Below are 13,601 nucleotides of genomic sequence, written 5' to 3' on the forward strand. Positions count from 1 at the left end.
GCCTTCCCGGTGGTTCGGTACGGACGGGTGCTTCGGTCGAGACGAGGGGTGGGCACCCCCCGAGGGGACGCCCACCCCGAACATACCGCCCGGCACCGACAGTACGGCCCGGCCGGCCTGCGGCCCGGTCAGCCCGTGGGCCGGACCACCGCCGCGGAGCCGCCCCCGCGCCGGACCGGTTCGGCCGCGGCCACCCACCGCCCGTCCGGCAGCCGTTCGACGCCGGTGGCGGCGCCGATCTCGGCGACGGACGTGAAGCTGTGCCCGAGCGCCTCCAGCGCGGCCCGTTCGGGCAGCGCCAGGAAGCCGGGCTCGGCCTGGGTGGCGACGGTGTTGCGCTGGCTGGCGCGCGGTGCGGCGATGGCCTGTTCCAGGCTCAGGCCCCGGTCGAGCCGCCCGAGCAGCACCTGGAGGGTGGTGGTGATGATGGTCGCGCCGCCGGGGCTGCCGGTGGCGAGCAGCGGTTCGCCGTCGCGCAGCACGATGGTCGGGGAGATCGAGGAGCGCGGCCGCTTGCCCGGGCCGGGCAGGTTGGGGTCGGGGACGCCCGGGGTGAGCGGGGTGAAGTCGAAGTCGGTGAGCTCGTTGTTGAGCAGGAAGCCGCGGCCGGGGACGGTGATGCCGCTGCCGCCGGTCTGCTCGATGGTGAGGGTGTAGGAGACGACGTTGCCCCAGCGGTCGGCCACGCTGAGGTGGGTGGTGTTGGGGCCCTCGTAGGGCTCGGCGACGGCGGGGCCGGCCTCGGCGCAGTCGGCGGGGTGGCGCGGGTCGCCTGGGGCGAGCGGGCTGGTGAGGGCGCGGTCGGGGCTGATCAGGCAGGCCCGGGAGGCGGCGTAGCGCGCGGAGAGCAGCTCCCTGGTGGGGACGTCGCCGAAGGCCGGGTCGCCGACCCAGCGGTTGCGGTCGGCGAAGGCGATCCGGGAGGCGTCCAGGAAGTGGTGGTAGTACTGCGTGTCGCTGTACGCGCCGAGGTCGCCGTCCTCCAGGATGCCGAGCGCCTCGCCGACGGTGGTGCCGCCGGAGCTGGAGGGGGCGATGGAGTAGACGTCGTAGTCGCGGTACGGGACGTGGGTGGGCGCCTGGCGGCGGACCTGGTAGGCGGCGAGGTCGGCGGTGTCGATCTTGCCGGGGCGGGCCTTGCGGCCGGAGGCCGGGTCGACCGGCGGGTGCTGGACGGTGTTGGCCACGTCCTTGCCAAGCTCGCCCTGGTAGAAGGCCTTGACGCCGTCCTTGGCCAGCAGCCGGTAGGTGGCGGCGAGGTCGGGGTTGCGCAGGACGGTGCCGACCTCGGGGGGCTTGCCGCCGGGCAGGTAGAGCTTGGCGGTGTCCGGGAAGTCCTTGAACCGGTCGTAGTTGTCGGCGGTCTGGCCGCGGAAGGTCTGGTCGACGACGAAGCCGTTGTCGGCGATCCGCTCGGCGGGTTCGAGGGCGTCGGCGAGCGTGCGGGTGCCCCACTGGCGCAGGGCGGTGTCCCAGGTGGCGGCGGTGCCGGGGACGCCGACGGACAGGCCGCTGGTGACGGCGTCGGCGAAGGCCAGCGGCTTGCCGTCCTCCAGGAACAGCCCGCTGTCGGCGGTGCGGCCGGCCACCTCGCGGCCGTCGATGGTGTGCACCCGGCCGCTGGCGTGGTCGTAGTAGACGAAGTACCCGCCGCCGCCGATGCCGGAGGAGTAGGGCTCGGTGACGCCGAGGGCGGCCGCGGTCGCGACCGCCGCGTCGACCGCGTTGCCGCCCTTGCGCAGTACCTCGATGCCGGCCGCGGTGGCGTCGGCGTCGACGCTGGCCACCGCTCCGCCCCGGCCCACCGCCTCGGGGGCCTTCGGCGGCGGGGCTGCCCCCGCCGCCCCGGCCGGTCCGGCGCAGGACCAGACCAGGGCGGTGGCGAGCAGCAGCGGTGGTGCGATCCGGGCCAGAGCCCTCATCCGAGTCCTCCTGAGTCGACGTCAACTCCGTTGTCTCACAGGAGGCATGATCCCGACAATCACACCGCACCGCTACCAACCGGTAGTTGACGGAACCGAATCAGGCGAAAGGGCTCAGACGCCGCTGCGCTCGACCCTGCGCCGCTTGATGGTGCGGAACCGGCGGGCGACCTGCCGGGCGAGGTCGGCGGCGCCGACCAGGCCGGCCTCGTTGCCGAGTGCGGCGTGCACGATGCTGGCCTCGGGCCGGAAGCCGCGCCCGGTGAGGGTACGGCGGAAGGTGTCCCGGGCCGGGCCGAGCAGCAGGTCGCCGGCCTCGGAGACGCCGCCGCCGATGACGAAGCGGCCCGGGTCGAGCGCGGCGGCCAGGTTGGCGATGCCGACGCCGAGCCAGGTGCCGACCTCGTAGAGCAGTTCGGTGGCGGTCGGGTCGCCGGCCCGGGCGGCCTCGGTGACCAGCGGTCCGGTGATGCCCTCGACGGTGCCGCCGGCCCGGGCGAGCAGCGGCTGCACCACCGGGGACTCCTCGGCGACGAGTTCGCGGGCGTCGCGCACCAGCGCGTTGCCGGAGGAGTACTGCTCCCAGCAGCCGCGGTTGCCGCACGGGCAGCGGTGGCCGCCGGGCAGCACCTGCATGTGGCCGAACTCGCCCGCCAGGCCGTACTTGCCGCGGTCGACGTAGCCGTCGCGGACGACGGCGCCGCCGATGCCGGTGCCCAGGGTGAGCATCACCATGTGGTCCTCGCCGCGCCCGGCGCCGAAGCGCCATTCGGCCCAGGCGGCGGCGTTGGCGTCGTTCTCGACGATCACCGGGAAGCGCAGCCGCTCGCTGAGCGCCTGCTGGAGCGGCTCGCCCCGCCAGTTCAGGTGCGGGGCGAACAGCACCGTGGAACGGTCGGCGTCGACCCAGCCGGCCGCGCCGATGCCGACGGCGTGGACGTCGTGCCGGTCGGCGAGCTCCAGCACCAGGTCGACGATGACGTTCTCGACGACCTTGGCGCTCTTGCTCTTGTCGGGGGTGTCGGTGCGCAGCTTCTCCAGCACCTTGCCCTCGCCGTCCACCACTCCGGCGACCACCTTGGTGCCGCCGATGTCGACGCCGATGGTGGGCAGTCGCAGTATCCCGGCGGGCAGGGCGCGGCGGCGGCGCTCGGCGCGGGGGCCGAGGCCGAGCAGGGTGGGCAGGACGGCCGGCCGGGTGCTGCCTTGGGGGCTGGTCACGGCTACGGACGCTCCTCACGGGGCTCGGGGTCAGGACGGGGCTGGGGGTCGGTGCGGGGCTGGGGTTCGGTGCGGGGCTGGGGTTCGGTGGGCCGGGCCAGCTCGTGCGAGAGCTCGGCGAGGTCGGAGCCGCCGGCCATCTCGGTGGTGAGCTGTTCGAGGCCGATCTCGGCGCGCGGGTGGCTGCCGGCCATCCGGCCCCGCTTGAGCAGGGTGAAGTGGTCGCCGACCAGGTACGCGTGGTGCGGGTTGTGGGTGATCAGGACGACCCCGAGCCCGGCGTCGCGGGCGGCGGTGACGTACTTGAGCACCACTCCGGACTGCTTGACGCCGAGCGCCGCGGTCGGCTCGTCCAGGATGAGCACCTTGGCGCCGAAGTGCACGGCCCGGGCGATCGCCACGCACTGGCGCTGGCCGCCGGAGAGGGTGCCGATCGGGCGGTCCACGTCGTGCAGGTCGATGCCCATCCGGGCGAGCGCCTCGCGGGTGGTGGCGCGCATCGCCTCGGCGTCCAGGCGCAGGCCGCCCCAGCGGCGGTGGCCCTGCTCGGAGCCGAGGAAGAAGTTGCGCCAGACCGGCATCAGCGGGACGACGGCGAGGTCCTGGTAGACGGTGGCGATGCCGCGGTCCAGGGCCTGGCGCGGGGAGTCGAGCCGGACCTCCTCGCCGCCGACGGTGTAGGTGCCCTCGTCGTGCTGGTGCAGCCCGGAGATGATCTTGATCAGGGTGGACTTGCCGGCGCCGTTGTCGCCGAGCACGCAGCTGATCTCGCCGGCGTGCAGGGTGAGCGAGACGTCCTGGAGGGCGCGGACGGTGCCGTAGCTCTTGCCGACGCCCTCCAGGGCGAGCAGTTCGGTCTTCATCGGGGCCCCCGTTCGGCCTGGCGCTTGACGTACGCGTTCAGCAGGGCGGCGAGCAGCAGCATCGCGCCGAGGAAGAACTTGAACCAGTCCGGGTTCCACTGGGCGTAGATGATCCCCTTGCTGGCCATGCCGAAGATCAGCGCGCCGAGCGCGGAGCCGACCACCGAGCCGTAGCCGCCGGTGATCAGGCAGCCGCCGATGACGGCCGCGACGATGTAGATCAGCTCGTTGCCGACGCCCTCGCCGGACTGCACGGTGTCGAAGGAGAACAGCAGGTGCTGGCCGAGCACCCAGGCGCCGAAGCCGACACCGAGGTAGAGCAGGGTCTTGGTGCGGGCGACCGGCACGCCGACCGCGCGGGCGGCGTCCGCGTCGCCGCCGACGGCGAAGATCCAGTTGCCGAAGCGGGTGCGCAGCAGCACCCAGCTGCCGACCGCGAGCAGGCCGAGCCACCACCAGACGGTCGCCTTGATCGTCAGTCCGCCGACCGTGACCTCGGAGGCGAACAGCCAGCGGCAGGAGGCGAAGCCCTCCATGTCGGAGATCGGCTTGGTGGAGACGGTGCCGGAGACCAGCTTGGTGACGCCGAGGTTGGCACCGGTCAGCATCAGGAAGGTGCCGAGGGTGACGATGAAGCTGGGCAGCCGGGTGCGGCCGAGCATCCAGCCGTTGAAGGCGCCGACGGCCAGGGTGACGGCGAGCGAGACCAGAGTGCCGACCCAGGTCACCGCGGTGAACTGGTAGGAGACCATCGAGGAGGTCAGCGCGGCGGTGGTGACCAGCACGCCCGCCGACAGGTCGAACTCGCCGCCGATCATCAGCAGCGAGACCGGGACGGCCATGATCCCGATGGTGGACGCCGCGTAGAGCACGGTGCCCAGCGAGGAGACCCGCAGGAAGGGTTCGGCGGCCACCGCGAAGACGGTGAACACCGCGACGGCGGCGATCAGCGAGCCGAGCTCGGGGCGGGCGAGGAGGCGGCGCAGCGCGGCCGGGCGGTCCTGGGCGAGGACGTCGGTGGTGCTCACCTGGTCCCCCTCGCGACGTACTCGGCGAGCGCGTCGGCGTCGTCCTTGGTCAGGATCTGCGGGCCGGTCGCGACGGGCTTGCCGCCGCCGAGCATGTCCAGGTTGGACTTGTACAGCCAGAGCAGGTCGACGCCCTCGTAGCCCTGGAGGTAAGGCTGCTGGTCGACGGCGAAGCCGACGGAGCCGGACTTGAGGCCGGCCACCACCTGCGGCCCCAGGTCGAAGGTGTCGAGCTCGACGGCGCGGTGGACGTCCTGGACGGCCTGGAGGCCGGTGGCGGCCATCGGGCCGGAGAGGGTGAGCACGGTGTCGATGGCCGGGTCGGCCTGGAGCTTGGCGGAGATCGCGGCGCGGGCGTCGGGCATGTTGACGCCGTCCACGTACAGCACCTGGAAGGCGCCGCCGGCCTTGGACTGGGCGCCGGAGCAGCGCTGCTCCTGGCCGATGTTGCCCTGCTCGTGGATGACGCAGAGCACGTTCGTGCGGCCGCGGCCGGCCAGCTCGGTGCCGGCCGCCTGGCCGGCGGTGGACTCGTCCTGGCCGATGTGGGTGAGCGCGCCGAACTTGGCGGAGTACTCCTGGCCGGAGTTGACGGTGATCACGGGGATGCCGGCGGCCTTGGCCTTGCCGAGGACGTCGGCCATGGCGTCGCCCTTGGCGAGGGTGACCAGCAGGCCGTCGACCTTCTGGTCGATGGCGGCCTGGACGAGCTGGACCTGGTTCTGGGTCTGCGCGTCGTTGGAGTACAGGAAGGTGATGTTGTCCTTGGCGGCGGCCTGCTCGGCACCCTTGCGCACGCTGTCCCAGAAGGCGTCGCCGGCCCCGGCGTGGGTCACCATGGCGACCTTCCAGCGCGGGGTGGTGACGGCGCTGCCGCCGGCGGCCGACGCCTTGGCGCGGGCCTCCTCGGCGCGGCGGCCTCCGGTACTGCTGCAACCGGCCGCTGTGACCGCGAGTGCCAGGAGGGCGCAGACGGGCCAGAAACGGCGGGACGGGCGAAAGCGGGTTGTGCTCATCCCCATAGTCTCTCTGGCCGGGCGGCACGTGGATGACACCGCCTCGCCCGGCGGCGCCCGCGACGCGGGAGGTAAGGTGCCCCGGGGGACCTTCCTGGAAGTTCGCTGGACATCTCGTCCGGACGACGGCCGTCCGGGTGGCAGACTTAGCGCCGACCCGAAACAGGAACATCACAGGAAACGTGATGTTCCTCTCAGGTTCCGCACAGATTCGGATGGCAACCGATCATCGGTTCAGCGCCGTCCAATGCCATTGGAGTGCGTTCGGGCGAGTGGGGCTCGGGCGGCCAGCAACCCGGATACGAGAACTCGATGCAACTGACAGGTACGCCATTCTTCATCCTCACCGTCATCCTGGTGCCGGTGTCCATCGCGGTGGCGCTCCTGTACTGGGGCAAGGTCCGCGGGCCGAACCCGGTGCGGATCCTGTCCAGGCTCGTCATGATCATGTTCTGCCAGATCACGGCCGTGCTGATGGTCTTCGTGATGGTCAACAACGCCAACCTGATCTACGGCAACTGGGACGACCTGCTCGGCACCGGTGACCACGTCCGGGCCGTGCCGCAGGTGGCGCCGGCCGACCAGGGCGCTTCGGGCAAGGAGGGCGCCGGCCAGGGCGGTGGCGACGCGGCCAAGCAGCCGCCGAAGGCGCTCCAGAAGTTCGCCGGCGTGGGCGACCCGGCGGTGCCCGGCGACGTCCAGAAGACCGAGCTCAAGGGCCAGGTGTCCGGGGTCGACGGCGAGGTGCTGGTCTGGCTGCCGCCGCAGTACAACGACCCGGCGTTCAAGGACAAGAAGTTCCCGGTGGTCGAGCTGATCCCGGGCTACCCGGGCTCCTCCTCCACCTGGTACGGCACCCTCAAGGTCTCCGAGCAGCTCAAGCCGCTGATGCAGCAGGGCAAGGTCTCCCCGTTCATCCTGGTCTCGCCGCGCACCCTGCTCCTCGGCAACCACCAGGACGCCGGCTGCACCGACATCCCCGGCAAGATCAACGCCGACGCCTGGCTCACCCGGGACGTCCCGCAGATGATCATGGACAACTTCCGCGCCGACCCGTCCCCGGACCGCTGGGGCATCGCCGGCTACTCGGCCGGCGCCCACTGCGCGGCCAAGCTGTCCCTGGCGCACCCCAACCGGTACCGGGCCGCGATCTCGATGTCCGGCTACAACGACCCGGCGTCCGAGAGCGACTCCCTGGTCGGCAAGGACCCGAAGCTGCGCGAGGCCAACAACCCGGTCAACATCCTCAAGAGCGCCCAGCAGCCGCCGAAGGTCAGCCTCTACATCAGCGGCAAGAAGGGCGACGGCCTGGAGGACGGCCAGGCGATCGCGGCGGCTGCCAAGGAGCCGACCAAGGTCCAGGTCCAGGAGAGCAACGGCCCGCACACCACCGAGCTGTGGAAGACCATGGTGCCGAGCATCTTCGAGTGGATGACCTCGGTCATCCCGCCGCAGTAGTCCCAAGCAGTAGTCCCAAGCAGTAACGATCATGCAGGAGGGGCCCGTCGCGAGCACTCGCGGCGGGCCCCTCCTGCGTGGGGCACGGCTCTCAGGCCCGGCCGTCAGGCCAGTTCGAGCGCCAGGTAGAAGTCCACCCGGTCCTCCAGCCGGGAGAGGTCACGGCCGGTCAGCTCCTCGATCCGGCCGATCCGGTAGCGCAGGGTGTTGACGTGGACGTGCAGCTGCGCGGCGCAGCGCGTCCAGGAGCCGTCCGAGCGCAGGAACGCCTCCAGGGTGCGGACCAGGTCCGCCTGGTGCTCGATGTCGTACGCGATCACCTTGTCCAGCAGCCGGCCGCGGAAGGCGCGGCGGACCTCGTCCGGGACGGCCGCCAGCAGCAGCACGTGCGAGGCCAGCTCCTCGGGGCCCGCCACGCAGACCCGGCCGACCCGGGCGGCGGCGATCCGGCGGGCGTGCCGGGCCTCCTCCAGGGCGCCGCGCAGGCCGCCGGCCTCGGAGGCGGGGGCGGAGACGCCGAGGGTGATCCGGCCCTCCGAGCCGAGGCCCGCCTCCAGCGGGGCGAGCAGGTCGCGCAGGGTCTCGGCGGGCACCGGGCCGTCCAGGGCGGGCAGCACCACGACGGCGCCGGAGCCGGCCCCGGCGACCAGCGCGCGGTCGGTGGTGCCGCCCAGCGCCTCCTCCAGGACGGCGCGCACCACACCCTCGGGCAGGCCGGTGCCCTCGGCGCTGAGCACCAGCCAGGACCCGTCCTGGGCCTGGGGTTTGGGATCGACGCTCTCGTAGCGGGCGGCCATCGCCGAGGAGGCGTACAGGGTGCGGCTGATCTCGGCCGGATCGGCGTCGCGCTGGAGCAGGGCCAGCACCTCGTCGGCGAGGCGACGGCGCAGCCGACGGCCCTCGTCGCGGCGGTGGCGCTCGGCGGCGACCAGCCGGGCCAGGTTCTCGGCGAGCTGCTGGCGCTTGGTGGTCCACTCGGTGACGTCGCCGGCCACCGCGAGCACCCAGTCGGCCAGCGGCGCCTGGTGGTCGGCCGAGGCCGGGGCGGGCAGCAGCGAGTAGGAGCCGCCGGCCAGGCGGGCCCGGTGCGGGGGGCGGCGGCGCTGGCGCTGGGCGCCGAGGTGGGCGCGGACCAGCTGGTCGCGGTCCTCGGCCGGGAGGCGGTCGGCGGGGCCGGCGATCACCGCGCCGGTGGGGGTGAGCACCCAGCAGTCGAGGTCGAGGTCGCCGCCGAGCAGGTCCAGCACCGCGTCCAGGCCGCCGCCGCCGGCCGCCGAGACCAGCAGGCGGTGCCGGTCGACGAGGGCGGCGAGGTCGGCGGCGCGGTCGGCGGAGACCTGGCGGCCGATGAACTCGGTGACGGTGCCGAAGGCGATGTCGTCGGGGACGGCCAGCAGCGGCATCCGGTGCCGCCGGCAGGCCTCCACCAGGTCCTCGGGCACCGGACCGACCTCGGCCTCGCCGGCCGCCAGGGCGACCGCGCCGCCGGCCACGATCGTCCGCACGAACCGCTCGGAGTCGGCCGGGGCGGTGCGCCACAGCATGCCGGTGAGCACCAGCTCGCCGCCGTGCAGGTAGCGGCCGGGGTCGTGCAGGTCCGTGGTCATGACGCCGCTGACCTGCCGGTCCAGCTCGTCCTCGGCCGCGAGCAGGCGCAGTCGCGGGGCGCCGGGGGCGAGCAGGTCACGGACACGCATCCGCGGACTCCTAACGGGGGCTGAGGGTGGGACGGGGCTGGAGGTGGGCCGAACGGGGGAGGCCCGGGCGTTCGGTCGGGGGTCACAGTGTGCCCGAACATCCGTACTTGTCGTCACGTCCGGACGGGCGACCGGATCACGGGCCCGTCGCTTGCGAATCACGGCCGGATTACGGTCGTAGGTAGCACCTGGTGAACACCTGGGCTGCGCATTCCTCTCCTTAGAGGAACGTACAGGATGCCGGGCGGGAGCACAGCCGGGGCTTCATGCCATCGGTGACTGCCAGTGGGCCCCGTCCCGGCGGTTCACTGGGCGACACGCCGCCGGACGCAGCCCGGTGACCGGGGCCCGACGCGGAGGCGACGAAGCGGTCGGTTGAGAGGTCCGAACACCGAGTTCCGGGCACTGTGCCCACCCGTCCGGCAGGCGACGACTTGAGGAGACACCCGCATGGAGTTCCTTCGGCCCGCTACCTGGGACGAGGCACTCGCGGCGAAGGCCGAGTACCCGACCGCGCTGCCCATCGCGGGCGGTACGGACGTCATGGTCGAGCTGAACTTCGACGTGCACCGGCCATCCGCGATTCTCGATCTGAACCGCATCACCGAGCTCACCCAGTGGTCGAACGACGGCGGCGTCGTCAGGCTCGGCGCCTCCGTCCCCTACTCCCGGATCATCGACGAGCTGTCCGGGCCGCTGCCCGGGCTGGCGCTGGCGGCCCACACCGTCGGCTCCCCGCAGATCCGCAACCGCGGCGGCGTCGGCGGCAACCTCGGCGCGGCCTCCCCGGCCGGCGACTCCCACCCGGCGCTGCTGGCGGCCGGCCGGGACGTCCTGGTCGAGGCCGCCTCCGTGCGCGGCACCCGGCTGATCCCGATCGACGACTTCTACGTCGGCGTGAAGCGCAACAGCCTGGAGGCCGACGAGCTGATCCGGGCGGTGCGCATCCCGGTGGCGGACGGCCCGCAGCAGTTCTCGAAGATCGGCACCCGCAACGCCATGGTGATCGCGGTCTGCGCCTTCGGTTTCGCCCTCCACCCGAAGAACGGCACCGTCGGCACCGGCATCGGCTCGGCCGCCCCCACGCCGCGCCGCGCCGTCGAGGCCGAGGAGTACCTGGCGGGCGTGCTCGCCGAGCGCGGCCTCTGGGAGTCCGGCGACCTGCTGGGCGCCGAGGTGGTCCAGCGCTTCGGCGAGCTGGTCAAGGCCGCCGCCTCGCCGATCGACGACGTCCGGGGCACCGCCGACTACCGCCGGCACGCGCTGGCCGTGATGGCCCGCCGCACCCTCACCTGGACCTGGAACGACTACAGCAAGCAGATCAGGAGCGCGGCATGAGGGTGACTTTCACCGCCAACGGCAAGCCGGTCGAGGCGGACGACGTCTGGGAGGGCGAGAGCCTCCTGTACGTGCTGCGCGAGCGGGTCGGCCTGCCGGGCTCGAAGAACGCCTGCGAGCAGGGCGAGTGCGGCTCCTGCACGGTCTACCTGGACGGCGTGCCGGTCTGCAGCTGTCTGGTCGCGGCCGGCCAGGTGCAGGACCGCGAGGTGCGCACGGTCGAGGGCCTGACCGGGGAGAACGGCGAACTGGGCCTCGTCCAGCAGGCGTTCATCGATGCCGGCGCCGTCCAGTGCGGCTTCTGCACCCCCGGCCTGCTGGTGCAGACCGACGCGCTGCTGGAGCGGGACGCCCAGCCGAGCGACAACGACATCCGCGAGGCGCTGTCGGGCAACCTCTGCCGCTGCACCGGCTACGAGAAGATCATGGACGCGGTGCGGCTGGCGTCCGCCCGCACGTGCGCCGGAAAGGCCGTGTCGCAATGACCACCCGCACCATCCAGGGTCAGAAGAACCTCCAGGACATCCGGCAGGCCAGCAAGGACGGGATCGGCGGCTCGCCGCTGCGCCCGGACGGCCACCTCAAGGTCAAGGGCGAGTTCGCGTACTCCTCCGACATGTGGCACGAGGACATGCTCTGGGGCATGGCGCTGCGCTCGCCGCACCCGCGCGCCACCATCCTGTCGGTGGACATCTCCGAGGCGCTCAAGGTGCCCGGCGTCTACGCCGTCCTCACCCACCAGGACATCCCCGGCGCGAAGTACTACGGGCTGGAGATCCAGGACCAGCCGGCCCTGGCCATCGACAAGGTCCGCTACCACGGCGAGGCGATCGCCCTGGTCGCGGCCGACCACCCGGAGACCGCCCGCCGCGCGGTGAAGAGGATCAAGGTCGAGTACGAGGTGCTCACCCCGATCGTCACCGAGGAGCAGTGCCTCGACCCCGCCACCCACGGCTACGTGCACGAGCCGCACGAGTACAAGTCGCACGGGTACGGCAACATCTGCCACGAGCAGCGGCTGGTCTCCGGCCTCGGCGTCACCGACGAGGTCCGCGCGCTCGCGGACGTCATCGTCAGCGGCGACTACGAGGTCGGCATGCAGGACCAGGCCTTCCTCGGCCCCGAGTCCGGCCTCGCGGTGCCCGCCGAGGACGGCGGCATCGACCTCTACATCGCCACCCAGTGGCTGCACGTCGACCGCCAGCAGATGGCCCCGGTCCTCGACCTGCCCGAGGAGAAGGTCCGGCTCACCCTGGCCGGCGTCGGCGGCGCCTTCGGCGGCCGCGAGGACCTGTCGATGCAGATCCACGCCTGCCTGCTGGCCCAGCACACCGGCAAGCCGGTCAAGATCGTCTACGCCCGCGACGAGTCCTTCTTCGGCCACGTGCACCGCCACCCCGCCAGGATGCACTACGAGCACGGCGCCACCCGTGACGGCAAACTGGTCTTCGCCGACTGCCGGATCGTGCTCGACGGCGGCGCGTACGCCTCCGCCTCGCCCGCCGTGGTCGGCAACGCGGCCTCGCTCGGGCACGGCCCGTACGTGATCCCGAACGTGCGGATGCACGCCATCGCGCTCTACAGCAACAATCCCTCCTGCGGCGCCATGCGCGGCTTCGGCGCCGTCCAGGCCGCGTTCGGCTACGAGTCGCAGATGGACAAGCTGGCCGGCGAACTCGGCATGGACCCGGTCGAGTTGAGGCAGCTCAACGCCATGTCGGAGGGCGACCGCATGCCCACCGGCCAGCAGATCGACTCGCCCGCCCCGGTCGCCGAACTGCTGCGGCGCGCCAAGGAGATGCCGCTGCCGCCACCGCTGGACACCGAGCACCCGGACGTGCGCCAGCTCCCCGGGGCGCTGTCCAACACCTCGCACGGCGAGGGCATCGTGCGCGGCGTCGGCTACTCGGTCGGCATCAAGAACGTCGGCTTCTCCGAGGGCTTCGACGACTACTCCACCGCCCGGGTGCGCCTGGAGGTGATCGGCGGCGAGCCCGTCGCCATGGTCCACACCGCGATGGCGGAGGTCGGCCAGGGCGGCGTCACCGTGCACGCCCAGATCGCCCGCACCGAGCTGGGCGTCGAGCTGGTCACCATCCACCCGGCCAACACCGAGGTCGGCTCGGCCGGTTCGACCTCCGCCTCGCGCCAGACGTACATGACCGGCGGCGCCGTGAAGCTGGCCGCCGAGGCGGTCAGGCGGGCGCTGATCGAGAAGGGCCGCCGCCGCTACGGCTGGACCCACGGCGACATCACGCTGATCGCCGGGAAGGTCGTCTCGGAGAGCGCCGGCGTGCTGGTCCCCATGGTCGACCTGCTCGGTGACGAGGCCATCGACCTCACCCGCGAACACCACCACCGCCCGACCGTCCCCTTCGACAAGGAGACCGGGCAGGGCTTCGGCCACGTCCAGTACACCTTCTGCGCCAACCGCGCGGTGGTCGACGTGGACGTCGAACTGGGCCTGGTCAAGGTCGTCGAGCTCACCGCCGTCCAGGACGTCGGCAAGGCGCTCAACCCGCTCTCCGTCGTCGGCCAGATCCAGGGCGGCTGCACCCAGGCGCTCGGCCTCGCCGTGATGGAGGAGATCATCGTGCGGGACGGGAAGGTGCGCAACGCCTCCTTCACCGACTACCTGATCCCCACCATCCTCGACACCCCGCCGATCCCGGTGGAGATCCTCGAACTGCCCGACCCGCACGCCCCGTACGGGCTGCGCGGCGTCGGCGAGGCCCCGACCGTCTCGGCGACGCCGTCGATCGTGGCCGCCATCCGCAACGCCACCGGCCTGGCCCTCAACCGGATCCCGGTCCGGCCCGAGCACCTCACCACGGAGGCCCCCGGGGCCTGACGCCCCCGGAGCCCGCGAGCTCCCCCGGGCTTCAGGCCCCGGGGAGCAGGAGAACCTCCCCGGGCTCCAGCGACGGGGAGCAGGAGAACCTCCCCGGGGCGGCGACCGTCTTCCCCGCCGCCCCGGGGCCGCTCCACCGCCCCCCCACTCGCGTGCACCGCCCAACGGCACGCGACCACACCATCCCGCTGCCTCTCCCACGCCGGG

General features: G+C 72.7%; 10 protein-coding genes. 4 read left to right on the forward strand and 6 right to left on the reverse strand.

Annotated elements, in window-relative coordinates:
- Positions 1–128 precede the first annotated feature (128 nt).
- The 5 genes from ggt to ACIO9K_RS00745 form a co-directional block, all read right to left on the reverse strand.
- Positions 129–1,922: a gamma-glutamyltransferase gene (ggt, locus tag ACIO9K_RS00725; protein ID WP_363616788.1), complete on the reverse strand. Its 1,794-nt coding sequence runs from the start codon at positions 1,920–1,922 to the stop codon at positions 129–131.
- A 114-nt stretch (positions 1,923–2,036) separates the two neighbouring features.
- Positions 2,037–3,143 (reverse strand): ROK family glucokinase, encoded by a 1,107-nt coding sequence (locus ACIO9K_RS00730; RefSeq protein WP_400325662.1) that lies wholly within the window; start codon positions 3,141–3,143, stop codon positions 2,037–2,039.
- A gap of 2 nt (positions 3,144–3,145) precedes the next feature.
- Complete coding sequence (locus ACIO9K_RS00735; RefSeq protein WP_400325665.1) at positions 3,146–4,006, reverse strand: ATP-binding cassette domain-containing protein; 861 nt, start codon at positions 4,004–4,006, stop codon at positions 3,146–3,148.
- Positions 4,003–5,034 (reverse strand): ABC transporter permease, encoded by a 1,032-nt coding sequence (locus ACIO9K_RS00740; RefSeq protein ID WP_363616784.1) that lies wholly within the window; start codon positions 5,032–5,034, stop codon positions 4,003–4,005. Before ACIO9K_RS00740 ends, ACIO9K_RS00735 begins: the two co-directional genes overlap by 4 nt.
- The gene (locus ACIO9K_RS00745; RefSeq protein WP_400325669.1) at positions 5,031–6,050 is read right to left on the reverse strand and encodes a substrate-binding domain-containing protein; all 1,020 of its coding nucleotides are present in this window, start codon (positions 6,048–6,050) and stop codon (positions 5,031–5,033) included. Before ACIO9K_RS00745 ends, ACIO9K_RS00740 begins: the two co-directional genes overlap by 4 nt.
- A gap of 312 nt (positions 6,051–6,362) precedes the next feature.
- Here ACIO9K_RS00745 and ACIO9K_RS00750 point away from each other — a divergent pair, with 312 nt between their 5' ends.
- The gene (locus tag ACIO9K_RS00750; RefSeq protein ID WP_363616782.1) at positions 6,363–7,508 is read left to right on the forward strand and encodes an alpha/beta hydrolase-fold protein; all 1,146 of its coding nucleotides are present in this window, start codon (positions 6,363–6,365) and stop codon (positions 7,506–7,508) included.
- Positions 7,509–7,612: 104 nt separating this feature from the next.
- On the opposite strand, the gene ACIO9K_RS00755 is transcribed toward ACIO9K_RS00750, so the two are convergent.
- Positions 7,613–9,205, reverse strand: coding sequence for a PucR family transcriptional regulator (locus tag ACIO9K_RS00755; protein ID WP_363616780.1), 1,593 nt, complete (start codon positions 9,203–9,205; stop codon positions 7,613–7,615).
- 450 nt (positions 9,206–9,655) lie between these two features.
- Between ACIO9K_RS00755 and ACIO9K_RS00760 the strand changes: the two genes are divergently transcribed.
- The 3 genes from ACIO9K_RS00760 to pucD are packed head-to-tail and all read left to right on the forward strand — an operon-like array spanning position 9,656 to position 13,394.
- Positions 9,656–10,543 (forward strand): FAD binding domain-containing protein, encoded by an 888-nt coding sequence (locus ACIO9K_RS00760; protein ID WP_363616778.1) that lies wholly within the window; start codon positions 9,656–9,658, stop codon positions 10,541–10,543.
- On the forward strand, positions 10,540–11,028 hold the full coding sequence (locus ACIO9K_RS00765) for a (2Fe-2S)-binding protein (RefSeq protein WP_350875362.1): 489 nt from the start codon (positions 10,540–10,542) through the stop codon (positions 11,026–11,028). Before ACIO9K_RS00760 ends, ACIO9K_RS00765 begins: the two co-directional genes overlap by 4 nt.
- Positions 11,025–13,394, forward strand: coding sequence for a xanthine dehydrogenase subunit D (gene pucD, locus ACIO9K_RS00770; protein WP_363616776.1), 2,370 nt, complete (start codon positions 11,025–11,027; stop codon positions 13,392–13,394). The genes ACIO9K_RS00765 and pucD overlap by 4 nt, the downstream gene beginning before the upstream one ends.
- Positions 13,395–13,601: the final 207 nt, after the last annotated feature.

Source organism: Kitasatospora sp. NPDC087271 (genome assembly GCF_044744605.1).
Taxonomy (GTDB): domain Bacteria; phylum Actinomycetota; class Actinomycetes; order Streptomycetales; family Streptomycetaceae; genus Kitasatospora.